The following is a 26,235-nucleotide window of genomic DNA, read 5'->3' as shown; positions in this document are numbered from 1 at the left end:
TTTTAATGTCGAAATGTAGCGAACCTGTTGAGGTGCGGAGGGCATGCCATGGGAATGGTGTTCGGCGAGGGTGAGTACCGGCGGATCTACGGGTTCGGCGAGTACCAGATGTTCGAGACGCCGAACATCGGCGGCTACCGCATCTCCTACGGCGGCTTCGTGTTCCTGGAGAGCGCGGACCGGACGGCCGTGGCCAGGATCCCGCTGCGCGTGGAGCGGCGGAACTCCCTGGAAGGGGTGCAGGAGGCCGCCGCACTGGAGATGGAGCCGTGGGCGCCGGCCGTCGTGAAGCTCGCCGCGGCCCGGCGGGCGACCGCTCAGGCCCAGGGGGTTCGTGACGCCGGGGAGGAGTTGCGCCGTTCTCAGGGACAGCACTGGGACGAGGAACGCGACGAACAACTCGTCGGGTACATCCGCCAGCACGCCACCGCCGAGGAACGGTCCACCTCCGGCGAGACCTGGACGCTCGCGGACAAGGTCGCCGCCCGCCTGGACGCGGAGCAGCGGGCGCTGATGCAGGCCGCATCCGAGGCGCTGCCGGACGCCGCGGTCGGCCCCCTGCCGGACTTCGACGAGGACTGGCAGCAGGTTGCCCAGCCGTCCTACGACTCATGGCTCGACCGGATTCGTCCGCTGGTCATCGCCCGGTGGGCGGAGGCCGACGCCGGTGCCGGCCGCGACCACATGATCGTGTGGGTGATGGACCACGGCCGCGTGTCCAAGCTCGACCTCCACCGGCGGACCGGTATCGCCCGGACGACGATCGACCGGGTACTCGCCGCGGCTGGCCGCAGCTGACGACCCCGACCGTCGCCCGCCGACCGCACTCCACCACCGCCGTCAGCCGGCGGTCCTAAGCTGGGCGGCCCTGCGCGGTCGCCCAGCCCCGGACACCCTCCACCTTCCCTGCTCGCAGGGCCGCGCCCCCTGGACGCGCGTGATCCCCGGCCCCCGGGGACGCCGGACACCCTCCGGCCTGGCTCCCCGGCACGCCCGTGCCCCGGGGCCCGACCACGCACCAGGGAGACGACCGACCATGACGTACGACGACCGCGACCGGCGCAACGCCGAGGCCGCCGCCGAGTCCGACAAGAACGGCTGGCCGGCCCTCACCGGCAGCCACAAGCAGGCCGACTGGGCAACCACCATCCGCAGCGGCGTCCTGGCGACGCTTCGGGAGCTGGTCGGCCCCTTCCAGGCCGCCCACTTCCCCGGCCGCCCCCGCGTCGCCGAGGAACTGACCGACATCCTGCTCGGACGGACGGGCGCGCCCTGGTGGATCGAGCTGAGGGAGATGGGGCCGGTCTCCCTGGCCGCCGGCGTCGACCTGCCCCGCGTGCTGCGGGCGCTGGATGCGATGCCCGCCCTGGACACCGGCCTCCCCCACACCTCCGCCCAGGTCTACGTGCCCGTCCAGTACACCGAAGGCGACCCCTGGCCCCGGGTCGACACCGTCCGGGGCGCGGTCTGCTCCTGCGGCTGGTCCTGCGGCACCGTCGCCGGCGCCTTCGAGTCCTTCACGCTGTTGCCCAGGCACATCCAGGCACTGCCCCGAGAGGACCTCGTCACCGTCGCCCAAGCGCACCCCGAGACGCCCCATGGCTGCCCCGACTCGGTCGGCACGGGTGGCCATGTGGTGCCCTACGCCGGGTGCTCGACCCAGAACATCATCCGCACCTACGTCGAGTCCCTCCGCAGGAAGAAGGAACGCGTCGGCCACTGACGCCGGCCTCAAGCCCGAAGGTGGGGCCGGACACATCCGGCCCCACCCTCACGGCAACCCCCGACACCGAGGAGTCCAGGTGCCCGCTCCGCTCTCCCCGCTCCCGGCCGGGACCCACTGTTCGGCCGTCACCGTCGCCACCCCCACCGGCCCCGCGGCCAAATGGGCGTTGTGGACCGACCGCCTGACCGTGTTCTGCCACGGATGCGGCTACGAGATCCCCCTCATGGTGACGGAGCCGCCCGTCCGTCTGACCCCCGGCACGCTCGCCGCCGTCGAGGTCCCGGAGCTCCGGCACCACTGCGGAGCCACGAACGTCCCCTACTGGCAGGTCGTCGCCGCCGCCGACCGGGTCCCGGCGGCGGCCGCCGAACTCACGGCCAGGCGCCGACGACGCCTGGCCGAACTCCGGGCCGAGCTGCGCCGCCGTACCGCGATCGTCCTGCGGGACGTCATCACCGGACGGCGACCCCGGGATCCGCAGGGGTACCGGCTCGACATCGCGCAGACCCTCGCCACCGTCGGCACCGACGACCAGGGGTGGTACGCCTGGACGCTCGATCCGGAACAACCAGGCCTCGACACCATGATCACGGTCCGCCCCCGCGACCTGCCCGAGCTCCTCCCGGGCTACCGCCCGCCGCGTCCCGAGGGAGGACCGACCACCGCCCGCCTGCCCCCCGGCACTCCGGTGCCCGCCTACGACGGCCCGACGTGGGAGATCAGCGCCCTCGAACCCGGCGACGAGGACGAGCCGCCGGTCGGGCACTGGCAGCCCGGCGACATCCTGCGGGTGCGGCTCCGCGACCAGGCGCCGGAGCCCGCGCCCCCGACCGCCGCCCCTCTCGCCCCGGACCTGCCCGCCGACTTCCAGATCGACCTGACGGCCATCCTCCGCCCACCCCCCACAGAGCCGGCCGTTCCGACGGACGCGCCCGGGTACCGCAGGCTCTCCCCCTCAGTCGTCAGCATCATCGCGACCGTGGCCTCCGTCGACCTACCAGCCTGGGAGGAGGCCAGCGATGACAGAGACCTGGACGACGAGTGGACAGGCTGGTACCTAAGCGCCCACGTCAGGCCCGCAACGCAGCACGAGGCCGCCGCCTACCAAGCCGCAGCGGCAGGTGCCACGCGGTCGAGAGGGAGCACGAGGTGAGGGTGCCGGCCGTGCCGTACGTCCTCGGCGCCTTGGGCGCCCCGGACGGGACCTCGATCGTGCCGCGGCCCTCCTCGACGACGTCGCGCCTGGCCCGCACCTGCGCGACGACGTCCTCGACCACCGCGGCCACCAGCTCGGGCGCGAGCTGCCCGCCGGCCTCGGCCGCGACCCGCCCACCGTTTCGCATCGCGCCGAACATTCATGATCTGTCGCTGCCTCGCGGAAGCCCGTGGTAAGGGCCCCGGCCGTGTCGCCGCGAGCGCCTCGACCGGTAGCGCACCGTAGTCAAGAGCTCGGCATGGCCAGGTATCGATTCCGGTCTCAGCCACGGGGGGCTGTCGCGATCGACTCGACGCGGGGGAGTAGTGGGTGCTCGTGCAGGTCACAGGGCATGACAGAACGGACGACGCCGAAACGCGACAGGGGGTCACCACCGCTGTGGCGACCCCCCGTCCTTCACCGCCGACCCGTCAGAGCGGCTGGGCTCCTGCGGCCCGAACGGACTCAGTCGAACCCGACGTGCTCCCCGGCGTCTTGGCCCCGCGGTCGGGGTGCCGCCGCCCACTGGTCCCACCGCCACGGCACGTGCCGCGTGTGCCGCCGGTGGTAGCCGCACCCGCGGTGGCGGCAGCGGGACGGCGCGATGCGCTGGGGCGTGAAGCCGTGCGGGGAGAGGAGCCATTGCCCCTCGGCCTGGGCGTGGTCGGCGCGGTGCTGCCCGCAGCCCGGCCACCCGCAGATCCAGTAGCCGTCAGAACCGTCCGGCCGGACCGGTCCCTCGCGGAACCAATGGTCGATGATCAACGGCGGTTGCGAACCCATCGTCGGAGCCTCTCGATCGGAAGGTGTCGGCGCCGGTGAGGCTGAGCGCCCCGGGGCGGGCCACCCGGCCTCACCGGTGAACAGGTGGTCAGGCGGAGTCGACGGTGCCGTACCGGGCCGTCAGGTCGTCCACCAGGCGGCGCAGGTCGGCGGTCATCGGGTGCAGCAACGCGACGTGCCGGCGCCAGTTGATCAGCGACCAGTCGTCGCCATCCATGCCGTTGTGGGTGGTGGTCAGCACCCAGTCACGGCCCTCGGCGATCCACACCTGATCGGGGTAGAGACCCCGGCCGAAGGCCGTGCACTCCGCGGCCGGACGGGTGCGCAGCTCGACGAGCTCGACGCCGGCGAGTTCCTGGTCGAGGTCCTCGGCCGGCAGGTAGCGGGCGCCCTCGCGCGGGTAGCGCCACGACAGCAGCCGGCCGACGCGCGCACGGAGCCCGCGGTCGACGGCGGCCTCGGCCTCCTGGGCGAGCAGCGGCGCGGCCTCCTCCGCGGTGGCCGGGCGCACCCGGCCGCAGAAGAACCAGCCCGATTCGCCGATCAGCTCGTCCGTGGGTGAGTCGCCGTCCTCGTCACGGATGTACTGCGGCCGGTCCTCCGAGACGACGACGCCGAGAAGTGACGGCATGCCGTGGACGCGGACCAGGCCGGGCGCGTCCTCGGGCACCGGCTGCTCCCATTCGGCGACCTTGAACCGGGCGATCTGACCGATCGTCCAGTGCGGGCCGGGGACGGGCTTGAACCTGCCGGGCACGCCTGCGGTGATGCGCCACGTCGGCCCGTCGTACTGGCCCGCTGCCGGCGGCGGGCAGTCGCCGTCGTGCTCGACCGACCAGAACCCGCCGACGGCCGCCGGCGGGATGAGCCAGCCTTCGAACTCGGCGACGTCCCGGCCGCAGCGTACGCACCGGTCCGCCCGCTCGTTGCGTCGGCGCGGCGGCGGGGGAGGGGCGGCCCGCTCACCCTCCGGCGGGCAGTCCCCGTCGTGGCGGACAATCCACATCCCCTCGTGCGGGCTGCTGAGGAGGCCGGCGCCCGGCTCGACCCAGCCCCCGCACTTCGAGCACGCCTGTCCGCGCTCGTTGCGCAGCGGCGGGCACGCGCCCGGCCGGTGCTGCACCGAGCGGTGCCCGGGCGTGCCGACGAGCAGGCCGGCGCCCGCCGCGACCGACTTGCCGCACAGCGCGCAGCGGTCGGCGCGCCCGTTCGGCTGCGGGGCCTGGGGCGCGGCGGCGCGCACGAGCTGCGGAGTGTGGACGCTCGGCGGGTACCGGTCCAGTGCGGTCCGCAGGGTGTTGCGGACGCCGTCGCCGAACTCCGCGCTGAACGTCTTGAGGGTGCTGTCGCGCATGACGGTCAGCGCGCCCTTGGTGTTGACCCGCCAGAGCCGGACCCGCCGGGCGGTCTCCGAGGTGCGGTCGACGCCGACGATCAGTGCCCCGGCCGGCAGGCGGTACACCGCCCCGGCCTCCAGCCACGGGCCGACGCACACGTACCCGCCGCGCCGGCTCTCGTCGAGGGACTGGAGGCACTTTCGCCACGGCTTGACCGCGCCGTCCTCGGTCGGCGGGACCTCGATCTCGTGCAGAGGGATGGTGGACATGGAACCTCCGGTGAGGTCGGCCGCCGTCGGCGGCGTGAGATGGTGGCCGCCCCTCAGGAGACGGGCGGCGGGTGGTCACTTCGAGGTGGGAGCGGGGCGGGTCTGGGGGGCGTGGGCCTTGCGGCAGGCCGTGCCGCGGCAGGTGAGGTGCCGGTATCCGGCGTGGGTGCCGCACCGGGAGTCGGCCGCGGAGACGCACAGCGCCTCGCCCGCCGTGTCGAGGCACCGGCCGAACTCGGCGTTGGTACGGGCGAGCGCGTACACCTGGTGGTGCGTCAGACCCACCAGCGGTGCAGCCGCCTTCACGGGGGTGCCAGCCTGCACCAGGGCGAGGAGCTCCTCGCGCTGCTCCGGGGGGAACCGCTGCTCGCGGGCCCGCTGCCGGTACGCCCTCGTGCTCTTCGCGTGCCACGCCGTGCAGTCGGCGCAGGCGCAGCCGAGCCGCCACAGCGTGGACGGGTCGTACCGGTCGTGGTCGAGCGGCGGCAGCTCGTCGAGGTCCATGTCGAGGCAGGCGAGCAGCTGCTGGCCAGCCCAGGTGTAGCGGCCACCGCCCCGGCCGGGGATCGACGACCACACGGCGCCGGGCAGGTAGCCGGCGTGGTCGAGCGCGCGGATTGACTGCACCGAGACGCCCAGGAGCTCGGCGAGGTCCCGCACCGTGTACGTGGCGCCAGGGGTGATCCGGGCCCGGGCCTGCTCAAGGGGATGACTCACGGGATTTCCTTCCGAACGAACTCCACAGGTGCGGAGCAGCACGATAGTGCCCACCACTGACAACGGTCCGAGGTGGATGGAACACGGCAAGTGATCAGATCTCGGCGCCGTCGTCCAGGACGAGCCGCAGCCGCGGGTGCGCGGAGACCGGGGTGCCCGGCCTTTGGCCAGTCGTCGGCGCACAGCCCGTACACCGGCGGCTCCCAGGCCGGCCCGGTCGCCCACCGGTAGACGGCGCGCCAGTCATCGGCGGCCCGGGCCTGGGCGTAGCCGCTACCGGTGCGCGGCACGTAGGGCCGGTGCCGTGCCGCCTCGCACGAACCCTCGACCCAGGACTCGGACCCCGGCTCGACGTACCTCGGCAGGTTCAGGCGGGCCAGCTCTCGCAGCCGGCCGGCCCGGCCGGCGAGCGCGCGGCCCACCGTCGTCCACAGCCTCTTGAGGCGCACCTGAGCATCAAGTCGCGAGGATGGCCCCGGAGACGGCCACCACCCCCAGCCGGACGAGATGATCCGTCCCGCCTGGCTGGGAGGCCTTCCCGGCGGCATGGGAGGATGCGGTGGCCGGCCCGGTGGATGTGCCTCGACAGCTCTCCCCGGGCCGGTTTTCAAGGGCTGTTATTTGCAAATGAAAGTTGCAAATAACAGTGCGCAGTGAGATCCTGGTCACGTCGAGGCACAGGCGGTGCCAACCGGGCGCTGCCGCATACCAGTTGGAGAGCAACCCTCATGATCAGCACTGCCGGTCACCCCCAGCAGGAACCCCGGACGGAGTTCACCGTCCCGCCGGTACCCGACGGCCACCAGCCGGACGGATCCTGGCGGCGCACCCTCACCGCGCTGCACGAGCAGCACGGCGGCGTGCGCGGCCTGATCGGCGAAGACCTGCGCCCCGGCGACCAGGTCTCCCTCCCGGTCGGCCGCTTGATCGTCACGGTGGACAAGACGCCCGAGGCCGGACCCAAGCCCGTGACGCTGACCGTCTGGCGCGCCGGCGAGCCGGACGCCGTACTCCACAAGGCCTTCGGCAGCCAGAGCGGCGCCTTCGGAGCCGCGACCCGCCGTACGCTCGCCAACCTGCTCGCCGAAGGTCCGACCACCGAAGGGCCGTGCCTGCTGGTGCGCCGGGCTCGGGCCTCGTTCACCGTCCCGACCGTCCCGTCCGGTCTGCACCCGGCCAGTTGCTGGCGCAAGACCATCACCGCACTCGATCTGGCAGAGCCCGGCGGCAAGGCGGTCCAAGGCCAGTGGCTCCAGCACGGGGACACCGTCACCCTGCCCGTCGGCGCGCTGGTCGTCGTGGTCGACAAGGCCACCACCGGGTGGGCGGAGGCATGGAGCAACGGCGAGAGCTACGCCAAGAAAGACGCCACGGTCACAGTCCACCGCGTCGGACAGGACGAACCGGTCTGGACCCGGCACTTCAAGCAAGCCCGTTCCGCCTTCGGCGACATCACCCGCCGCAAGCTCCAGGCCCTGCTGGACGCCGAGGAAATCCCGCAGGACGGGCCCGAGGTGGTGCACGCGGTCCGGCGCCCGAACCACATCGCGGGGCCGTGCCGCTGGTGCGGGGCCCACCTGCCGGTCAGCTTCGGCCACCTCGTCGGCCACGGAGACGACATGGAGATCGAGCACTACGAGAAGTGCCCCGCGAAGCCCGCCGCCAGCGGCGAGGTGTGCGAGCTGTGCGGGGTGGCCGTCGTCGTCGGCCAGGCCGAGCAGGTCCTGCGACGCGACGGGTCCGGCCACTGGACGGTCCTCCACCACACCGACCGCTACAGCTACCCGCGGAAGCGGCTGTGCGAGATCGCCCCCGTTCCGTCCCCCGAGGAGCAGCAGGCCGCTGCCGTTTCCCGCCGCGCCGCTGAGAAGGCCGCGAGGGAGAAGGAGCAGGCCGCTGAGCTGCGCCGTGCCGACAACCGCAGGAAGAACCTGGAGAAGAAGCTGGCCGCGGAGAGGGCCGAACAGGACCGCGTGGCCGGCCTCAAAACGGTGTCCCGGACCACGAAGCCGGTGTTCGACAAGGGCCTCGGCCAAGGGCGCCGGGCGACGTTGGAGGAGCACACCGACCTGCTGGAGGACGGCACCAGCACCACCCGCTGGTCGGTGCGCGTCTACTACTCCGGCAGCGGCTTCAACGGCGAGGACTACGACCCCGACGAGGGTACGGAACAGTCGTACAGCACCAAGCGGGAGGCCCAAACGCACTACCGGACGCTGCAATGGGAGCCCGAGCCCCGACGGGAGCGTCCCTCCGGCCCGCCCTGCGACAACTGCGAGCAGCCCGGTGCCCGCCACCCCCGCCACGACTCCTCCGGCATCGCCGGACGCGTGTGCGACCACTGCAACCAGGACGACGACTTCCAGCTCTCGTTCGCCTGAGAACCCCCGGGCCGGGCCGCCCACCACAGCGGCCGGCCCGGCCCACCGCCCCTGGGAGGGGACGATGACCGACCCGAGCACCGCCAAGGCCGACCGAGGGCCGGACTGGCCGCTCACCCGAAGCGAGCTCGCCCGCCTCCACCACGTCGAGCCCTCCACCGTGATCCGTGCACTGGCCAAGGCAGCCAAAGCCCCCCAGACGGACCCCTCCATCCCCCCACCACCCCAGCCGGTCAACCCCGGCGCCGCGCAACCCCGCTACCACCCGGCCGAATTCGCCGCCTGGTGGCCCCACCGGCCCCGGCCGGGCCGCCGACACTGATCCACCACTACTACGGGCGCCAGTGCAATGACTGTGTGTCACACCTTGCCCGTACGCTTCGCTCCAGACCTACCGCCATACGAGGCACGCTCCAGGCGCCGCACCGACCGCCCGCATCCGAGCAGCGCCTCTGCCGAGAGGAATACCCGTTGAGCACCTCCCCGCAGCCGCCCTTCCCGAACACGCTGGCCGTCGGCCAGCCCTACAGTCCCCACATCACCCGCTGGCGTGACGGAACCGCCGAGCTGCGCCTCACGGCACAGGGCGCTCAGTTCGTCTTGGCCGTCAGCAAGCCGGCCAAGCACGAGATCAAGGCGTTCGCGAAGGGCAACGCCGAGTTTGCCGTCGTCAACGGCGACCACGTGACGCTGCTCCTGTACAAGTTCACGGACCCCTTCGACAGCAACCCCAAGCACGGGCTCCCCTGGTCGGACGCCCCCTGGGAGTACCACCGGCAGGCCCAGCTCGCGCCCGCCGACCTGCCGACGAGCGGCGTCCCGCTCTACCTCGCCCTCGTCGACGCGGACACCGGCATCACCCAGGCGCTGCGCCTGATCGGCCTCCCGGCCGAGTTCTCCGCCGCTTTGCGCGAGGGCATCGTGCGCCAGAAGGCACACCCCATGGACAACAACGCCGCGACGGCCGAGATCAACCGGTTCTACCAACAGGCCCCCAGTGACCTTGTCCTGACCGCCGACTCCCGCTTCGAGGCCCTCCGCGACGGCACGGCCGACACCACCCAGCTCACCCTCGGGCCGGCATCCGATGAAGACGCCGAAGGCCAGGTGAAGTCCCCGGCCGACGGCAAGGCCGACGCGGCACTCCGGCTGGCCGCCCCGTACGGCACCCCCCGCCCCTACCCGGGTGTCCTCCCCGCGGATCTGATCCCCTGGCACACCTGGATCGCGGACTGCGGTCACTCCGTCGTCGTCGCCATGGCCGAGGAACTCGCCAAGCATCCGGACAAGCCGGACTACTTCCTCATTCCGGCATCTCCGCAGACGGTCATGCGGCTCGGCTACACCTGGGTGGACGGGTACCCCGCCGTCAGCGGACTGAACTATGACCCCGAGCTCGGCCTCATCACTCCGGACGACGAGTACGAGTTCTGATCGACCGGGATCGACGGTCGGAGCGGCGGCCGATCAGGGCCGCCGCCCGAACCGGCCCCGGCGCGGACGTGTCGTGGACCCCGAGACCTGTGAGCGAGCGCCGGTGAGCCGACGCCGGTGCCCCTGCCGACCGCCGGCAGGGCCTTCCGCCCGGAGTCGGCCTGACGAGAACCCGTAGAAAGGCAGCCCCTGGTGAACCATGACAACCCCCGTGCCACCTTCCTGGTGGGTGGCGTCCCGGTCGCCCGCGACGTCCCCGCGGAGTTCATCCCCCACGTGATGGCCGAGCACATGGGCGTCACCGCCGCGCAGGCCAGGGACATGATGCGCCTGCACGACCTGGCCCGCAGCGCCACGGAGCTGAGCACCTTCGCCGCACGCGACGCCCGGGACCTCGTCCAGGGCCATCCCTTCGCCAGCAAGATCGACTTCTATCGGGCCGAGGCCGCCCGCATCGGGCGCAGCCCCGACGACGGCGAGACCGCCTACGACGTGTGGACGGACGCCAGCCCGCTGGCTCGCCGGGACGCGCTACTCGGGGCCGCGTGGGCCGCCCGAACCCTGCCGGAGCTGCCGCCGACCCCCGGCGCCTGGCCCGACCCCCGCGCCACCGCCGAGGCCCTGCACGAGTTCGCCCGCCAGCACCCCGGCGACAACCCGGGGACCTTCCTGCCGATGCCCGGCGGACCGCTCCCGCACCCCGCAGCGCTCATCGCCACCACCTACCTCGATGACACCGAGAGCGACCCCGTCGAGCAGTGCTCCGCCCTGCTCATCCTCGCGTACGGCGCCGTGCGCGCCCGCGCCGCCAAGAAGAGCTAACCAGCCCGGGGTGCCGCCGCCGGGCCAGCAGCGAAGGAGCAACGTCGTGATCCCGCCGGACCCCGAGACCGAGGACCACCCGTCCACCGACCACCTCGGGCGTCGCGTCTACGGCTCGGACTGGAACGACGACTCGGGCCCCGAGCCCGCCCGCGCCTACCGCAATCTGCGCGGCGGGCACCTCGACGGTCTGCTGCTGGACGTCGGGGGCTGGAGCGAGGATCGGATCTCCGGCGGCGCCTACCTCATCGTCCCGCGACCCAGAGGGCCGGCGGGCGGACTACGAGCCGCGCCCAGACGACCTGGAGCGCTGGGACTACCGCGGACCGATCGCGTGCTGATCCAGGTGGACCGCCACCTCGCCGGGCACGGCCCGGGGCCGGGCATCAGCGATACGATGGCGGGCCAGACCAGCCGAGGGGGGAACTGATGGGCAGGCCGCCGATGGACGACGGGCGCCACGGACCGGTGCGGGAGCTTGACCCCATTGCCTCGGCACGTGCCGGTGAGGCCGTCCACCGCATGGTCTGCCAGTGCGGAGAGCCGACCGGCGATTTCGCCGGGCACGCGATCCACGCCCGCGAGGTCCTCCAGGTCCCGGGCCCGGCCTGGCTGCCGGTCGGCGCCCGGCTCGCGCTGCTCCTCGCTGGCGGGGTGGCCCTGGCCATCGGCCTCATGCTGATCGCCGACAACCTCCTCACCGGCACCGCCCGGTTGGTGCTGCTGGGCCTCGCCGGGCCGACCGCCTTCGGCGCCACCATGGGCCTGGCCGTGCTGCTGCGCCCCTACATCGTCCCGAACGGACGTCACCCGATGGGGTGATGGCGCATCTGCGTCGGCCAGGGCTGCGGGATGATCGCGGCATGTACGCGAACCTGAACCCGACCGAGGGTCAACTGCGCGCCGCGCTGGCGGCATTGGGCATCGACATCCCGGGCACTCTGGAGCACGAGGACGACGCGGTGCGCGCCGGCCTGCTCGCGGCGCACCTGCGCCGTGCGGCCGATCACGCCAGCTACAACCTGGTCGCCTCCGCCGACTCCCGCACCGTGCTGGAGATCTCCGAGGGCAGCAAGCCGCTGGCCTGGCCGGTGCCCGAGGACCACCAAGCCCGGGTTCTCGCCCACCTCGGCCGGGCGGACGGCCACTTGGCCGTCCTCGCCGAGGACTTCGCGCCGCCCGGTGCGGTGGCGCTGAGGACCGACGGCAAGGTCGAGGAGGGCTTCGCCGCGGCGGCGGCCAAGCTGCTGGAGGCCGCCGGCGAGACGCTTCGGTTCCGGGCAAGGCCGGACGAGGACGACCAGGCGGCGGAGGAGCAGCACGCCCAGCAGGTGATCGACAACCTGCACGAGGGCGAGGAACTGCTGAACAGGGCGCTGAACCGCCGCGAAGCGGCGCGGTTCGGTGTGGAGGACATGCTCCTCACCGACGAGTCAGTTGAGACCCGGGCCACCGGCCTCGATGGCTGACGGCCCGGGGTGAGCGCGGCTTAGATGCCGAGCTTCTCCGTGATCTGTTCCTCCACGTGCATCGGCCACATCTGTTGGTCGAGGGCGTGGTCCTTGTGGTCCTCGCACACGAAGCCGGGCACGGCGCGTTGGTCCCGGCGGAGGTAGTGGGCGTCGTACACGCCGCACAGCGTGCAGGGGATGCCGCGGTCCGCCCGGTGGGGCAGGTTGACGGGGACTTCGGCGCCGACAAGGTGCGGCAGGTCTGCCGCGGTGCGGCGCTTCGGGGTGAGGAGCTGCTGCACCGGGTGGCGGTTGTTGCGGTGGACGGTGACCACGGGCAGGGCGACGAGAACCGGCTCGTCCTGGCCGCGGTGGCGCATCCACATGCTCACCGGGCCGGGGTCTCCGGCGTCGGTTCGGGCCCGGGCGGTACGGACGAGCTCGGTGTGTTCGTCCGCGAGCATCATCACGAACAGCTGTTCGCCAACCCGGCGGTAGTGCGGACGCAAGGCGGTCGTCTCCCAGCCCCAGTGCTGACACAGCTCCACTGCGCTGAGCCGGCCAGCGGCCCACCCGCGGACGTCGCGCTCGGCCGCGGCGATCTGGCTGATGCTGGTCATGATGCCGGCAGCGGCGAGGGATTCCCGCAGCTCGCGAAAATCCCTCATGTCTTCCCTGCTGATCGGTGACGACATGGCGGTGCCCTTCGCAGAAGGTGTGGCGCGCAGCCGGGCGGAACGCTCCGGCGCGGACCGGCCGAGGCCGGCGAACCCTCAAGGGCTGATGGACTTCACGGCAGGGGACGTACCGCACCTGCCGGTGAACAGGGTAGCGGGCGAAGAACGGGAACGGAGCTCGCCAGTACCTCATGTGCCCCAGATAACGGGGCTGGTCGCTCGGGGTGGAGGCGGCGACCGCCTGGCCGCCGCCCCGCCGGTGCTCTACAGAGCGTTGAACCGGTCGAGCGCCTGGCGCAGCTCGGGGAGGGTGGCGCAATGGGCGTACTGCACGGAGTCGGCCAGGACGCGGACGGCGGCGTGCAGTGCCTGGCCCTGCTCCGACTCGCCCCAGTACGGCCAGCCGGTGACGGCCATCCCACGGTTCAGGCGGAGGCGGTGGCTGCGTCGGCCGGGAGCAGTGCGGCTTCGGACAGTGCGGCGGCGGCGAGTACGCGGTCGTCGGGCTTGAGGAGGCTTAGGGCCGAGCGGAGGTTGACGCGGTGGGGGCCTGCGATCGGGGCGGCGATCTCCAACATCGCGAGGTCGTCGGCCGGGTGACGGAACCCCTGCGGGACCTGGAGCGCGGCGGCGAGCAGGCGCCAGTTGATCCTGACCGGGGACTCGCGCAGGTCGACGACGTCCTCCAAGCCCGCTTCCAGGTCGGCGAGCTCCGGCACGCACAGGGTCCTCAGCCATCGGCCGCCGCGGTGGCGCCCCAGCAGCTGGACGGCAATCCGCTCGTTCGCGTCGTGGTCGCCGACCAGCAGGTGGCCAGCGAGCTCCAGCCCTCCGGTCACCGCCAGCGCGTAGCCGATGTTCTGTTGCCACGTCATCGCGAGTCCTTCCTGCGGCCCCGGTGGGGGGCGTGCTTCCGCCGAGTGCCGACCGTAACGGGCCGAGCCGGGGCGCGCATCAATCCGACTATGTGCCTTGTCTGCTAGCGCGAAAGGCTATGGACAATCACCAGCACCCTGCCCTAGGGTGGGCTTAGCAATTCTCGCTAGAAGACAAGGCTATGAAGGATGGTGTCGGTGTACCTGATGACAGGCCAGGCAGGATCGGCCCTGGGATGCTCCGGCGCGACCATCAGAAAGCTGCTGGCCACAGGCGCAATCCCCGGCGCCCGGCCCACCGGCCGCATGATCGTGCCCAGCGGCGCCGTCGAGGCCCTCCAGAGCCGGAAGCGCCCCGACCTCACCCAACTGCGGCATCCGGAGATCGCCGTGCTGCGCGCCGGCGCCCCCGAGCGTACCGACGACGACCCGGACCGGGACTGGACCGGATTCCACGTCGACTTCTCCGAGAAGGAGCTGCTGGCCGCGCTATCCGGCTGGTGGCGCTGCGATCCGGCCAGGGTGGCCGCCACGGGGGTCATGCCGGTCACCGTGGCTGGGTTCGTCGTCGCCGTGCTCACCGGGCTGGACGAATGGATCCCCGACGGCGGCACCGGCACTTCCCTGCGATACCGCTTCACCAGCGCCCGCCTCGCCGGATACCTCACCGACCTCACCGTCCCGGTCAACCGCATCGCCAGCGCACCGACCGGCACCGACGACCGCCGCCTGGCCGACCTACTGCTCGGCACCCGGCTGGAAGCCGTGTCGGGCGGCCCGATCGCCTACGTCCCCACCCACCCCGCCACCGACCCGGCCTCCGCCGAAGGGGAGTGAAACCGATGGACCGCGCAACCTACAACGCCCAGCTCAAGGAGCTGCGCCAGCTGCGCGACAAGGCCGCCGCCGCCGCCAAGGAGGTCGCCGCAGCAGAGAAGGTGCTCGCCCAGAAGCAGACCGTCTTCAACCTCCTGAACGAGGAGCGCGAGAACGGAATCAAGGCGCTCGCCGCCCACGAGGGGGCCAGCGGGGAAACCGTCGCCAAGGCGGCCGGGCTGAAACTGGCCGACGTGGTCCGCATCACCCCTGACCTGGACCCGACCCCGCCCGAGGTTCGAGCCGCCCTCAGCGCCACCGAGACCGATCCGGCGTCCCCGCCCGCCGAGCGCAGCGTCGGCGGTCCCTCCCCGGCCGAAGCGCCCGTCGCCGCACCTGCCGTCCCGGTCGAGACCCCCGCCACCGTCCCGGCCCCGGCAGCCGTGGAGGAGGCGGAGCAGGCCGTGGCCGTCGAGGCCCCCGACGAGGTGGAGCTGCGTCAGCGCGTACTCCCGTCCATCCCGGACGGGCCCGGCGCGCAGGCGTACACGCAGACCTCCGAGGTGAAGCGCAGGCGCCCGACGTGGGAGCAGAACGCCTACCCGACCGTCTGGTTGGACGCCCGCACCGGCGACCTGGCCACCGCCACCCGCCTGGGGCACGTGGACCTGGGCGGCCGGACGCCCGGCGAGATCCTCGACGCGGTGATGGCTGTGGCTGCGAACACCCGACGGATCTACATCACCGGCGGCGACCCCTGGCACCAGGCCGCCGAGCGCTACCCGACCCTGATCGGGGCCGTGGCCGACTGGCTCAACACCCCGAGCCCTCGCTGGGAGCCCAAGCTCGGCCGTGGCGCCGGCCAGGACCCGCTCGCCAGCCACCTCGTCCACGAGCGCAAGCCGGTGGGCCGCTACCGGCCCGCGGGTGCCGAGCGCAACGCAGGGGCCGTCGAAATCCTGTCGGCCGCGCAGTGGTTCGAGCCCCAGGGCGCGGACGCCGCTCTGGTCCGCGATGCGTTCGTTCTCATGCGCGAGGCCCTGCGGCGCCAGTGGGACGACGCCGTGATGATGTCGTTCCCGAGTGCCATGGGGCTGGACCTGTGGAAGCGCACCATTCCGTTGAGCGGCGCTTTCGCCGGGGGCTACCCGGTGATGAGCGCGGAGCTGCGCGAACTCGTCCACCAGACCGCGGGCCAGGGCCGAACCGAGCTGATCCTGCCGCCGCGCGTTCCGGCCGAGCTTCCGGGCCTGGTCGAGTACGACCGCACCCTGGCCTACGGCCGGCACACCTGGCGCTCCGGCGTCGGCGCGCCGAACAGGCTCACCGGCCGCATGTTCCAGACCCTGGATCACAAGGAGCGAACCCGGGCCCTGATGGCGCCCTCCCACTGGCAGATCCGCGCGACCGTGCCCGAGGGCTGGCAGCACGTCGGGCTGCTGCCCTGCCCGGTCCCGGGCGACCGGGACTGGGAGTACCCCGCCACCCCCGGCACCACGTTCACCACCTGGGCCAGCGGGGCAGAGATCAACGTCGCGCTCAACAACCCCCAACAGATGCCCTGGAGGGTCGAGATCCTCGACGGCCTGGTGTGGAAGGAAGCCAAGCCACTGGACGACTGGGCGAACAAGCTCAAGACCGCCTGGTCGGACCTGGTCGGCCTGTCCCGAGTGCACGGGGACGAGCGCACCAGCCGTGCCGCCCACCTCGCCTCCCGAGGCATCCGCAGCATCCTGCTCTACGGAATCGGCAAGTTCGCGCAGCGACCCGGGATGAACACCGGCACCACCCCGAGCGGGCAGCCCGTCCCGGACGGTGCCGAACTGATCGGGGACGACGGCAGCGTCCAGACCTGGCGCCGCCTCACCACCACGGACCGGGACGCCTTCGCCCACCCCGAGTGGGCCGCCGGAGTCTGGGGCGGCGCCCGGGCCGCCCTGCTCGACATGACCATCAAGGACGGGAAGAACATCCTCGCCCGGGTCGGCGCCCTGCACCTGCCCGCAGGGTCCGTCGTCGCGCTGCGCACCGATGCCGTCTACACCACCCACCCGGCCGAGTGGCCCTACCGGGGGCAGCCGGGCGAGTACATGACCAAGGGCTACCTGTCCGGCCCGGTCGCCGCCCCGCGCAGCGAGGACGAGCTGCTGGCGCTGCGTGAACTCGGACGAGCCCGCTTCGACGTCGAGGCCTTCCGCGCGGCGGCGCAGGCGGCGGCCGGAGGCGCGCGGTGAGCCCCGCCGACCAGAGCACTCCCAACGAGGCTGCCCGCCTGACGCAAGAGCTCCTCGACGAGGGCTTCACCAAGCGGCAGGTCGCCAAGATGCTCGGGCGCGACGCCTCCCTGGTCTCCCAGTTCTTCACGAAGGGCAAGGGGGCGAGCATGGTCGGTGCGCTGCGCCAGCTGGTCCGGGCGGTGCGCGGCGGAGAGCGCGAGCCGGAGACGCTGGCCGGTATCGCCCAGGAGAACGTCACCCGCCGCACCGGCAGGGGAGGCAAAGAGGCCAGGGTCCGCGGCCGCAACATCGTCGGTGTCCCGGGCAGGAGCATGATCGGGCGGGCGGGCAAGCAGGCGATCGGCTCGGGCGCCGGGCACCTCGCGCAGGTCGTGCACGCGACCGGCCAGGCCGGGGGCCGGCTGGGGTTCACCGTCCGGATGAAGGCCAACCAGTTCCTGCTGTCCTCCGGCTCGAAGGAGGACTCGGCGGGGCTTCGGCGCGGGGTTCTGCCCCGTACCGACGGCACCGAGGAGCGCCAGTACGGCGACGCCGCCCACGGCGGGTTCGACGCCGCCGAGTGGAGTCGCAGGCTCGCCGAGCACCACGGGGACGTCACCGAGGCCATGCAGCAGTGGCTGGTCGACACCGGCCGCGCCGTCCCCGACGCCGAGATCGAATACCTCGAAGTCCGGGGTTGGGTGCCCCCGCGCCGTTAGCCCGACCGACCGTCACCGCCCGTCCCCGCTCCTCTCGGGGTCGGCCTCTACCGGGAGAGAGCGCCTGTGCCAGCCCAGTTCACCTTCAACGCCGAGACGCGCACCACCACCTGCCGCGTCTGCTCGGTCTCCACCTATGACACCGCCACCGAGGAGGAGGCCAATATCTGGCGCGCGACCCACCTCCGGCACTGCCGCCCGCCGGCCGAGACGAACCAGACCGCGACGATCCTCCCGCTGCGCCCCCGGTAGACCCGCGCCCTCAGGCACAGCACCCTGACCCACTCACCACCGAACGAGAAGGACACCTCCGTGGACACCACCGGGCCCGAGACCGGCACCCTCTCGCCGGAGACCGCCGCCGATCTCGCCGAGGCAACGGCTCTTGCCGAGGCCGTCACCCGGCCGGGCAACCGCCGCCTGCCCACCCCGCGGGTCCGCCTCGCCGACCTGAGGGACTACCAGAAGGAGGCCGTGAAGGCAGCCGTCCGGCAGGTGAAGCACGGCGGCCGCGGGATCATGGAGATGGCCTGCGGTGCTGGCAAGACCCTGGTGTCCGCGACCTGCGCCAAGCGGCTCGCTCCCTACGGCCGGGCCCTCGTGCTCGTGCCGACGATCGAGCTGCTGGAGCAGACGGCCACGTCGTGGAGCCACCTCGGCGGCCGGAAGGGTGTGGCGATCGCCGCGTGCTCCAAGGAGGAGGCGCTGGACAGCGCCGAAGCCGGCGCGCACGTCGAGGGGCACGTCACCACCGACGCCGCCGAGCTGGCCGACCTGGTCACCCGCGTCCCTGCCGGGCACCCGGTCACCGTCTACGCCACCTACGCCTCCCTGGAGCGGCTGGTCCGCGCCCACGACGAGTACGGCCTGCCCCAGTGGGACCTGGTCATCGTCGACGAGGCCCACCGCACCGCCGGAGCGCTGGAGAAGTCCTGGGCCGCCGTCCACGAGGACACCAAGGTCCCGGCTCTGCGGCGCCTCTACTTCACCGCCACCCCGCGGATCGCGGCCGAGACGCCGGGTGGCGACCTCTCGGACCTGGTGATGGGCACCGCCAAGCCCTCGCTGTACTCGATGGACGACGAGAACGTCTACGGCCCCACGATCTACCGGTGGTCCTTCGAGGCGGGCGTCGTCGGCGGCTGGATCGCGGACTACAAGATCCTCGTCCCCGTCGTGACCGACCAGGACCTGTGCGACCTTCTCTCCCTGCCCTCGATCGCCGACCTCCGCTCCCAGCGCACCAACGTCGACCTGCAACGGCTCGCCCTCCAGGTCGCGGTGCTGCGGGCGATCGCCGACCTGGGACTGCGCCGCATCATCTCCTTCCACGCGCGGATCACCTACGCCCGCGAGTTCGCCGCGACGATCACGGAGACCGCGGCCCTCCTCCCGGACTACGACCGGCCCGAGCGGATCTGGGCCAAGGCGGTGGCCGGCACCGACCCCCGCCGCGAGCGCCAGCAGGCCTTCGCCGAGTTCCGCCAGCACACCGGGGAGCGGGAAGGGCAGGAGGGCGAGGAGTGCGGCATCCTGTGCAACGCCCGCCTGCTCGCGGAGGGCATTGACATGCCCGCGGTCGACGCGGTGGTTTTCGCCGACCCGAAGACCTCCGTCGTCGACATCGTCCAGGCCCTCGGCCGGGCCGTCCGCCAGCAGCCCCAACAGGGCAAGGTCGCCTACATCATCATCCCGGTCTACATTCCCAGCCCCGACGCGGACGGCGAGGAAGCGGACGACCTGCCCACCGCCGACCCGGCCATCGTCGGCCAGGCCGGGCCCCAGGTACAGGAGGAGGCCGAGCAGGCGGTCAGCGCCTCCGCCTACGCCCCGGTGCTGCACGTCCTGCGCGCCCTGGCCAGCGTCGACTCCCGGGTCGTCGGCCGAGTCGCGGACCTGCGCACCCACCGCCGACAGGACCACCTGCTCAAGACGGACTCCCGCCTCACCGACGCCGACGACGCAGAGAGTGGCGACGGCACGCCGTCCGCCGAGACCGAGGAGGAGCCGCTCGCCTGGCTGCGCATCGACGCCAAGCGCCACCGGGGCGACATCCTGCGCAGCCTCAAGTTGCGCATGTTCTCGCCCAGGGCTCAGGAGTTCGAGCACATGCTCGGCGTCGCCACCGCGTTCCACGTCGAACACGGTCACCTCGACCCCCCGAACACCGAGGAGAACCGCGAGCTGCACACCTGGCTGCGCAACCAGCGCCACCTCCACGAGACCGGTGCCATGAACCCGGCCCGACGCTCCGAGCTCGACGCCATCGGCATGATCTGGAGCAAGACCGCCCACGCCTGGGAGCGCGGCTACGCCTACGCCAAGGCATGGCACCACTTCCACGGAGACCTGGCGATCCCCAGCAGGGCGACCCTGGACGACTACAACATCGGTCGCTGGATGCGCCGCCAGCGCCTCGACCCCGATCCGGCCGAGGCACAGCAGGCGACGCTGGACGCCCTCGACCCGCTGTGGCGCCTCGACCCCGAGTGGAGCCGCACCTACCGCAGGATGGTCGTCTACCTCAAGGCGGGCGGAACACTCACCGGAACCGCAACTCGCACCGGCGGGAAGGCGGACCCGACGCTGCGACCGGGCAAGTGGCTGGCGAAGCAGGCAGCCGCCCGGGAGGCCGGGACGCTGACCGACCAGCAGATCGCCCTGCTGGAAACCCTGAACGAGCACGTCCAGAGCAGCACCTCGGACTGACCGTCGGCCCCGGCCGTACGGCACCACTGTGCACCACCTCCGTCGGCCCCGCCCTGAGGCCGACGGCGTCCCGATGGGCCCTCGGCCTGCGGGCCGAGGGCGCGTATCCGCCCTTCACCCGCACGATCGACCTTCTCGGCAGGACCCTCACCGAGTTGGACTGAGTACCTGTTTTCTGAACCCCCAGCACCATCAGGGGCAGGCCATGACCCACCACCATCGAGGGGAACCGATGACGACCTACCAGACCACCGCCGTGCCGGGACAGCTCCAACCGGCCGCGCCGCTCGACCCGGCCGCGCTGCGGGCCCTGGCCCGGCACGCGAGCGAGGTGCTCTCGCCCGCCGGGCGGATGCAGGACGCACCGCCGCTGGCCGAGGCGGGCGTACACCTGTCCATCGCGCTCAGCGCTTTCACCGCGCTGCTCGCGCCGAACCCGGACACGAACCGGCTGGCCGACGCCGAGTGGGCGCTGACGCATCTGCACCGGACGGCCAACCACGTGCGCGAGCACCTGGTGGCCAGCGTGCCCGGGGAGGAGCGCGAGGCCCGGCACCAGGGGATGGTCGACTCCTGCCGCGAGGAGGGCCTGGCGGTCGTCGCCTCGCTCACCGCGGAGTTGGTGCTCGGCCCCGGGCGCCGGATCACGGTTCGCCTGACCGACGGTGACGCCTACCAGAGCGTGCGGATCGAGGAGGAGGGGCAGCCGGTGCGGACGTGGCGGCTGTCCGGCAGGGACCGGCTGGAACTGCACCACGGCATGCACGAGATCGGCCGGATCGTCTGGCGGATGCTGCGCGCAGAAGCGTCGGCCGCCCGCCACGCCTGACCGAGGCCCGGTACGAAGGCGTGAGCGCCGGCCTGGTCGCTGGTAGCGCGGTGGCCCGGGGGTCGTCACCACGACCTCCGGGCCACCGCCCGCCTTCTCACGGCGGCCCTGCTGCGGGCCCGTACGGCCCGCGCCGGTCAGGACCGGGCCGGGGCCGGCTGCGTGATCGGCCAGCGCGGTCCGTCCGGACTGCCCTGCCACGCCCACTGGGACTCCGGGGTGACCGTGATGCCGTAGTCGTACACGTCCGGCCGGCCCAGGCCCTCCCACTGCGCCCACGCGGTGAGCACCTCGTCGCCGATCCGGCGCGGACCGCCCTGCCGAAGCACCGGCCGCCCGTCCGCGTCCGGCCCGACCTCCGCCCAGGAGTGCGCGCCGTCGTGCACCAGGGTGACCGCGCCGTCCGGGCCGTCGTCGGTGAAGAGCACGACGTCGGGCACGGCGACCCGCAGGGCGAACCTCAACCCCCAGTCGGCCAGGCCCGCCGGGTCGCGCTCCAGCACCCGCTGCGCCTCGGGATCGGCACCGGCGCGCACCGCCGCGTGCGCGGCCGGTCCGCTGCCCGGCTGGGCCGGGCCGTGGCGGTCGCCCATGAACTGGGCCAGGCCGTGCACCCAGCCGCGCGCGCTCGCGCCGTCCTCGGCGACGGTCAGCGCGACGTACCCCAGCCGGCCCCACGGGTAGACGATCCGTCCGCCCGGCCGGACCGCCTCCACCCAGGACAACGGCACCGCCTCCACCGCGTAGGTCGCCTGCAGGCGGTCGACCCGTCCATCGCCGGGCAGTCCGGCACGGGAGCCGTCGGCGACCCGCACCTCGACGTCCAGCCCCGCGGCCGCGAGGCGGCCGCGGGCGAACGCGGCCAGGTCCTCGTCCACCTCGGTGGACACCACCCGGCCCGGGCCGGCCCGCCAGGCGGACAGCGCCGCCGTCCAGCCCTGGCCGGTGCCGACGTCCCACACCTGGTGCCCGGGCTCCAACTGCAGGCTGTCCAGCATGTCGGCCACCACCCCGGGCGCCGACAGCGACGACGACGGCACCCCGCCGGTGAGCTGCGTGATCGCCGGAGAGTCGACCGCGCCGTACAGCACACCCGCCCAGCCGTCCGGGTCGACCGCTCTGTCGAGGGGTACGTACGCCCAGCCGTCCCAGCGCCACAGCCGATCCGGCGCGAACCGGTCCCGGGGCAGCGCGGCGACGGCCTCGCGCAGCCACGGCGAATCGGCCGGCCACTGCCCGCGCTCCTCCATCTCCGCGTCCAGGCGTACGCGGTATCCGGCCAAGCCGTCGTCGTTCACTGCTTCTTGTGCTTGCCGGCGGGCGGCGGCGGGGGCTCGACCTTGCCGTCGGCGTTGTCCGGCGGGGGCTTGCCCGTCGACGGATCCGGCGACTTTTTCGAATGGTCTCCCACGACATTTCCCCTTCGATCGGGTACGGGACACGCTCAGCCGCTCATCCTCACCCACCCCGGCACCGGACGGTAGAGGGCGCGTGGGGGCTTCCGGGGAGCGCACAGCACCACCTCCACCCCGGCACGGAGCCCGACGGCCGGTAGGGTCAACCCGAGATCGGACCCGACCCTGGCGCAGCTGCGTGCACTCCGGGTAGCGCTGCCTCGAAGTCGCCCTCGACGTCCAGCAGCAGGCCGAGCTGACCGGGCTGACCCACCTGCAGCTGCGACAACCGCGCCCGAGTCGTACCGGTGGTCCTCCCGATCTTCACCAGCGGGGGCTCCTCGATGCCGATCAGGTACGTCCGCACCCGCCGGGCCGGACCCCGTAGTCGCGCCACCTTCGCAGCCGGCAGCCGGGGCTGGCGTCAGCAGCTCGTCGAGCGCCCCGCCCGGCTCCACGACCCTGTACCGCACCAGCGGCGTCCTCGCGCCCTGGACTGTCACGGTCCTGCCCACCTGGGTCCCGTCCGCCCCGAAGGTGGTCCGTACGATCGGCAGAACCGCGGCCCCGTCCCCCGCATCCAGGCAGAGCAGCCACAGTTCGGCCGCCGTGGCGAACTGGGACTCGTCTCCAACTCCTCGTGCACCGCCCTCGGCGGCAGGTACGACGGGTAGGGCACGCCCGGCCAGGACTCCGAAGTGCTCTTCACGGCCCCGACTCTACGAACGACCGCCCACCCACCTCGCCCGCCGGTGGCCGCAAGCCCCCGCGCACGCCGCCGGCCCCGCGTGGGCCGCAGCACCGGCGAACCCGCGCGGGGCCGGTCAGGCCCTGCAAAAGAGCCGCTACCGGCGGCCCACGATCGCATTGACGATGGCCTGGTGGGAGGCCGGGTCCTCGATGCCGCCCGGCGTCCTGGCCACTACCGTGTCCGGCGTGACCGGGTCCGGCAGATTGGTCGCGTACCGGTCCAGCGGCACCCGCGCGACCGCGAACCCCGAGCCCTGCCCCTGCGGCACCGCGGAGACCTCGCTCACGCTCGGGCTCCTTCCCTGGTGCGAGGCCGCCAGCCCGTCGAGCACGCCCTGCGCCGCGCCGCTGCGCAGCGGCCGGCCAGGAACCGAGGACGGTGTGAGCCCCGGGTCGCCGGGTGCGCCCAGGCTCACGACGACCAGTGCTGCCGTGGGGTTGGCCGGGTCCGCCTTTGTCGCTGCGGCAGCCAGGCCGCGGGCGGCGGCGGCGTCGGCGGTGAGCGTGCCCGCAGCCGGGTTCGGCGGCGTGTAGGCGGCGATGTTGGTGGCGGTGTCGGGGTTGCCGTAGGCGAGGACGGCGCTCGCCGAGGGGTACGGGCGGGTCGTCGGGTCGCCGACGCCGAGCAGCATCTGAGGTAGGGCCGTCTTGGTGTCGACCTGCTTCTGGAGGGCGTCCAGGGCGTCCAGGTTGGCCCGGGTCGTGTGCGGGTTCGGGTTCGCGTGCAGGGACGGGTTCTCGTCGCTGAGGTCCTTGGCGATCTGCTCGCGCAGCTGGGGCAGGTAGAGCCGGTTGGCCTGGTCGCGGGTCGCGGCGGGCAGGCCGTTCAGGCCTCCGATGTCTCCTGGGTGGTCCTGGATCAGCTGCTGGCGTGTGGACTCCGGCAGGGAGGCCCACCACTTGGCGTTGCCGGCGGGGTCCAGCGCGGACGGGACGCCGATCCGTCCGTCCGTCGCCTTGTCGATCGCGGCCGCGTCCTTGTCGGCCTCCGCCACGGCGTCGCTGGGCAGGACGGCCCACCCGGTCTGGAAGGTGTGGCCGATCCTGTTCAGGGCGGCCGCCACCGAGTCGTCGACGCTCTTGACCTCCGTCGACAGGTCGCCGACCTCCTTGGCGAGCCGGTCGCGGGCCGTCTCCATCGCCTTGAGCCACTCGGGGTCGTGCCGCCCGCCTTCGTCGCCCTTGCCTGGTGGCAGGATCTGCACCGTCGGCACGGTGTCGACGTCCCCGTCGAGGATCTGCAGACCGCTGGCGGCCGCCGTCTCGACGAGCGTCGTCTGCCGCGCCTGGAGGATGACGAAGCTGTCGGCGGCGTCCGTCAGCATCACGCGCAGGTCCTCGATCAGCTGCTCCAGGACGTACAGCTGGCTGGTGCGGTTGCGCAGCGCGTTGTCCGCCGCCTGTTGGGCCTCACCGTGCCAGCCGCAGTCGGCCAGGTCCCGCAGCATTTTCTGCCAGTCCGTGATCCGGTGCTTGAAGTGCCCCTCGAACTTGGACAGCGCGTGCGCGGTAGTCGTCAGGCCGCCGAAGTCGGCGGTCTTGAGCATCCCCCAGTAGTACGCCATCAGCCCTGGCCCTCCGGTGCCGCTCCCAGAGATACGGCCGCCTTGGTATCGGCGTGTTCGTAGGAGTCGGCGATGCTGCCCAGGGTGTCGGACGCGTCCTCCAGCGTCGTGGTGGCCACGCGCTCGACGTAGCTGGCCAGGTGCTGGATCGCGTTCTTCGCCGGGTCCACGAACTGCCAGTTCGGCAGGGCCAGCTCCGGCGTCTGCGCGAAGTCCTGCTTCCAGTCCTGTCGGACCCCTGCCGCCACCGCACGACCGGCGGTGTTCGCGTTCCGCAGGTCCTGCGGTTTCACTCCGAACCCTGGCATCCCCACAACCCCCCTCAGTCACACCAGTTGTGTGATCAATTCGGCGCCCAGGGTAAACGAACAATGCCGACATGCCCAGGCTCCCGCCCCCGGCCGCGGAGCGTAGCCGCCATCAGCCCTCCAGCCGAGCTCCTCGGCGAAGGCCCGGCGTCGTCCGGATCCGGCGCGGACACGACGAAACCCCGCCACCCGTAACCAAGGCGTCAACACCGGGTGGAGGCGGAGCGGACCGCGCGCTCCCGGGGCACACACCGGCAGCTGAGCGGGCCCGCCGCTGGTCGGCTCAGGCCAGGTCGGCGCTGGCCAGGGCAATCGCGAGCGAGATGTGGCGGACGGCGCCCAGGCACAGCTCAGCCGCCGTACTCGGATCCGACGCGGCGCGTGCCTCCTGCAGCGCCAGCAGGCCGATCAGCACCGCGAAATCGACCGCCTCATCGAGGATCTCGTCCGCAGCGAGCTCGCCGCCGGACATCAACTCGCCCACCAGGGCGGCCGCATCCCGCGGATCGTCCAGCCACCGCATGGCGACCTTGATGCCGGCCCCCACCAGGTCCACGCAGGCAGACCGCTCCACCGTGAGCAGCGGGACACCGTGCCCAACAGACGGGTCAGCCTGCTCCGCGAACTGCTGCGCCTGCGCCACGGCGCACCGCGTGGCGTACGTCTGCCGGGCCTGCGCCTGCTCCCGGGCCACGGCGGCAGGCCACCGGGCGGAGTCCTCGGCTCGGGCAATGTCCAGCAGGGGAGCGGCGGTGAGGCAGACCTGGACGACCGGCAGGAGGCCCACCTCCACGACCTCCTGGTCGGGCGAGGCGGCTGCGAGCGGCCCGTACACCGCACCCGCGGCTTCGGCGCAAGCGCCGATCAGCGAGGTCAGTGCGGCGATCAGCTTCGCGTGGCGGCGTCGGCGGGCGGGGGCGGCCAGGTTGGGTGTCGAGGTCACTCCCGCACTCTGCCGGGCAGGGCGGGCCCCATAGGCTCCTTTCGGCCAACCCCCGGGTGGTCACCACGTCCGCGTGACGCTCATGGGCCGGGGTTGGCTGCTCCTCTGGGCCGTCGGCGCTCCGGTCGGGGTCGAGGATCATCAGCGGTCCAACGTAGGCGACCATGAGGTTCATCGAGGCCATTCGGGCAACGACGGGCCACGGGCCGTGGCCGGGGTCACAGAGGGGGCAAGTCCGCTCTCGGCAGCATGCTGGACCTGGGCCGGGGCGGCCGGGGGCCCCCCCGCGCGAGTGGGCGGAGCTCGCGGGGGGAGCGGG

Annotated in this window: 25 protein-coding genes; 16 read left to right on the top strand and 9 right to left on the bottom strand. The window is 72.7% G+C overall.

The annotated features are described in order from the left end of the window. The first annotated feature begins 48 nt into the window (after window positions 1-48). The 3 genes from ACFWXO_RS05130 to ACFWXO_RS05120 all read left to right on the top strand — a co-directional run bounded on the left by ACFWXO_RS05130 (window position 49) and on the right by ACFWXO_RS05120 (window position 2,879). Window positions 49-798 carry a hypothetical protein gene (locus ACFWXO_RS05130; RefSeq protein WP_380522369.1) on the top strand — a complete coding sequence of 250 codons (750 nt, stop codon included), beginning with the start codon at window positions 49-51 and terminating at the stop codon, window positions 796-798. Window positions 799-1,036: 238 nt separating this feature from the next. Beyond that, window positions 1,037-1,723: a hypothetical protein gene (locus tag ACFWXO_RS05125; RefSeq protein ID WP_380522368.1), complete on the top strand. Its 687-nt coding sequence runs from the start codon at window positions 1,037-1,039 to the stop codon at window positions 1,721-1,723. Between the two features lie 79 nt (window positions 1,724-1,802). Then, window positions 1,803-2,879 carry a hypothetical protein gene (locus ACFWXO_RS05120; protein ID WP_380522367.1) on the top strand — a complete coding sequence of 359 codons (1,077 nt, stop codon included), beginning with the start codon at window positions 1,803-1,805 and terminating at the stop codon, window positions 2,877-2,879. Between the two features lie 913 nt (window positions 2,880-3,792). On the opposite strand, the gene ACFWXO_RS05115 is transcribed toward ACFWXO_RS05120, so the two are convergent. Beyond that, window positions 3,793-5,310 carry a hypothetical protein gene (locus ACFWXO_RS05115; protein WP_380522366.1) on the bottom strand — a complete coding sequence of 506 codons (1,518 nt, stop codon included), beginning with the start codon at window positions 5,308-5,310 and terminating at the stop codon, window positions 3,793-3,795. A gap of 75 nt (window positions 5,311-5,385) precedes the next feature. After that, on the bottom strand, window positions 5,386-6,027 hold the full coding sequence (locus tag ACFWXO_RS05110; RefSeq protein WP_380522365.1) for a helix-turn-helix domain-containing protein: 642 nt from the start codon (window positions 6,025-6,027) through the stop codon (window positions 5,386-5,388). A 728-nt stretch (window positions 6,028-6,755) separates the two neighbouring features. On the opposite strand from ACFWXO_RS05110, the gene ACFWXO_RS05105 reads away from it, so the two are divergent. The 7 genes from ACFWXO_RS05105 to ACFWXO_RS05075 all read left to right on the top strand — a co-directional run bounded on the left by ACFWXO_RS05105 (window position 6,756) and on the right by ACFWXO_RS05075 (window position 12,133). After that, a complete protein-coding gene (locus tag ACFWXO_RS05105; RefSeq protein WP_380522364.1) occupies window positions 6,756-8,408 on the top strand; it encodes a hypothetical protein in 1,653 nt (550 codons plus the stop codon). A 64-nt stretch (window positions 8,409-8,472) separates the two neighbouring features. Then, window positions 8,473-8,730, top strand: a complete 258-nt coding sequence (locus ACFWXO_RS05100) for a hypothetical protein (protein ID WP_380522363.1) — start codon at window positions 8,473-8,475, stop codon at window positions 8,728-8,730. 149 nt (window positions 8,731-8,879) lie between these two features. After that, window positions 8,880-9,842 carry a hypothetical protein gene (locus tag ACFWXO_RS05095; RefSeq protein ID WP_380522361.1) on the top strand — a complete coding sequence of 321 codons (963 nt, stop codon included), beginning with the start codon at window positions 8,880-8,882 and terminating at the stop codon, window positions 9,840-9,842. Between the two features lie 192 nt (window positions 9,843-10,034). Beyond that, window positions 10,035-10,664 (top strand): hypothetical protein, encoded by a 630-nt coding sequence (locus tag ACFWXO_RS05090; protein ID WP_380522360.1) that lies wholly within the window; start codon window positions 10,035-10,037, stop codon window positions 10,662-10,664. Window positions 10,665-10,710: 46 nt separating this feature from the next. Continuing rightward, window positions 10,711-11,094 carry a hypothetical protein gene (locus ACFWXO_RS05085; RefSeq protein ID WP_380522358.1) on the top strand — a complete coding sequence of 128 codons (384 nt, stop codon included), beginning with the start codon at window positions 10,711-10,713 and terminating at the stop codon, window positions 11,092-11,094. Next, window positions 11,094-11,486, top strand: a complete 393-nt coding sequence (locus ACFWXO_RS05080) for a hypothetical protein (protein WP_380522357.1) — start codon at window positions 11,094-11,096, stop codon at window positions 11,484-11,486. The genes ACFWXO_RS05085 and ACFWXO_RS05080 overlap by 1 nt, the downstream gene beginning before the upstream one ends. A gap of 41 nt (window positions 11,487-11,527) precedes the next feature. Continuing rightward, a complete protein-coding gene (locus tag ACFWXO_RS05075) occupies window positions 11,528-12,133 on the top strand; it encodes a hypothetical protein (RefSeq protein WP_380522356.1) in 606 nt (201 codons plus the stop codon). Window positions 12,134-12,153: 20 nt separating this feature from the next. Here the strand turns inward: ACFWXO_RS05075 and ACFWXO_RS05070 are convergent, their stop codons facing one another. The 3 genes from ACFWXO_RS05070 to ACFWXO_RS05060 all read right to left on the bottom strand — a co-directional run bounded on the left by ACFWXO_RS05070 (window position 12,154) and on the right by ACFWXO_RS05060 (window position 13,667). After that, a complete protein-coding gene (locus tag ACFWXO_RS05070) occupies window positions 12,154-12,783 on the bottom strand; it encodes a hypothetical protein (RefSeq protein WP_380522355.1) in 630 nt (209 codons plus the stop codon). Window positions 12,784-13,056: 273 nt separating this feature from the next. After that, window positions 13,057-13,209 (bottom strand): hypothetical protein, encoded by a 153-nt coding sequence (locus ACFWXO_RS05065; protein WP_380522354.1) that lies wholly within the window; start codon window positions 13,207-13,209, stop codon window positions 13,057-13,059. Window positions 13,210-13,217: 8 nt separating this feature from the next. Next, window positions 13,218-13,667, bottom strand: a complete 450-nt coding sequence (locus tag ACFWXO_RS05060) for a hypothetical protein (RefSeq protein WP_380522353.1) — start codon at window positions 13,665-13,667, stop codon at window positions 13,218-13,220. 306 nt (window positions 13,668-13,973) lie between these two features. Between ACFWXO_RS05060 and ACFWXO_RS05055 the strand changes: the two genes are divergently transcribed. From ACFWXO_RS05055 to ACFWXO_RS05030, 6 genes are all read left to right on the top strand, one after another. Next, window positions 13,974-14,504 (top strand): DNA-binding protein, encoded by a 531-nt coding sequence (locus tag ACFWXO_RS05055; protein WP_380522352.1) that lies wholly within the window; start codon window positions 13,974-13,976, stop codon window positions 14,502-14,504. Between the two features lie 5 nt (window positions 14,505-14,509). After that, entirely contained in the window at window positions 14,510-16,717 is a 2,208-nt protein-coding gene (locus tag ACFWXO_RS05050; RefSeq protein ID WP_380522351.1) for a hypothetical protein, read from the top strand. Then, a complete protein-coding gene (locus ACFWXO_RS05045; RefSeq protein ID WP_380522350.1) occupies window positions 16,714-17,418 on the top strand; it encodes a helix-turn-helix domain containing protein in 705 nt (234 codons plus the stop codon). The genes ACFWXO_RS05050 and ACFWXO_RS05045 overlap by 4 nt, the downstream gene beginning before the upstream one ends. Before the next feature lie 66 nt (window positions 17,419-17,484). After that, on the top strand, window positions 17,485-17,670 hold the full coding sequence (locus ACFWXO_RS05040) for a hypothetical protein (RefSeq protein WP_380522349.1): 186 nt from the start codon (window positions 17,485-17,487) through the stop codon (window positions 17,668-17,670). Between the two features lie 60 nt (window positions 17,671-17,730). Then, complete coding sequence (locus ACFWXO_RS05035) at window positions 17,731-20,127, top strand: Helicase associated domain protein (RefSeq protein ID WP_380522348.1); 2,397 nt, start codon at window positions 17,731-17,733, stop codon at window positions 20,125-20,127. 232 nt (window positions 20,128-20,359) lie between these two features. After that, complete coding sequence (locus ACFWXO_RS05030) at window positions 20,360-20,956, top strand: hypothetical protein (RefSeq protein ID WP_380522347.1); 597 nt, start codon at window positions 20,360-20,362, stop codon at window positions 20,954-20,956. A gap of 137 nt (window positions 20,957-21,093) precedes the next feature. On the opposite strand, the gene ACFWXO_RS05025 is transcribed toward ACFWXO_RS05030, so the two are convergent. The 4 genes from ACFWXO_RS05025 to ACFWXO_RS05010 form a co-directional block, all read right to left on the bottom strand. Further along, complete coding sequence (locus ACFWXO_RS05025; protein ID WP_380522346.1) at window positions 21,094-22,254, bottom strand: protein-L-isoaspartate O-methyltransferase; 1,161 nt, start codon at window positions 22,252-22,254, stop codon at window positions 21,094-21,096. 941 nt (window positions 22,255-23,195) lie between these two features. Continuing rightward, the gene (locus tag ACFWXO_RS05020) at window positions 23,196-24,665 is read right to left on the bottom strand and encodes a hypothetical protein (protein ID WP_380522345.1); all 1,470 of its coding nucleotides are present in this window, start codon (window positions 24,663-24,665) and stop codon (window positions 23,196-23,198) included. Then, entirely contained in the window at window positions 24,665-24,973 is a 309-nt protein-coding gene (locus tag ACFWXO_RS05015) for a hypothetical protein (protein WP_380522344.1), read from the bottom strand. Before ACFWXO_RS05015 ends, ACFWXO_RS05020 begins: the two co-directional genes overlap by 1 nt. 283 nt (window positions 24,974-25,256) lie before the next feature. Beyond that, entirely contained in the window at window positions 25,257-25,916 is a 660-nt protein-coding gene (locus ACFWXO_RS05010; RefSeq protein ID WP_380522343.1) for a hypothetical protein, read from the bottom strand. Window positions 25,917-26,235 lie beyond the last annotated feature (319 nt).

Origin of the sequence: Kitasatospora sp. NPDC059088 (genome assembly GCF_042738155.1) — a bacterium.
Lineage (GTDB): Bacteria > Actinomycetota > Actinomycetes > Streptomycetales > Streptomycetaceae > Kitasatospora.
Note: the sequence above shows the minus strand (reverse complement) of the source record. Positions and strands in the feature narration are given on the sequence as shown.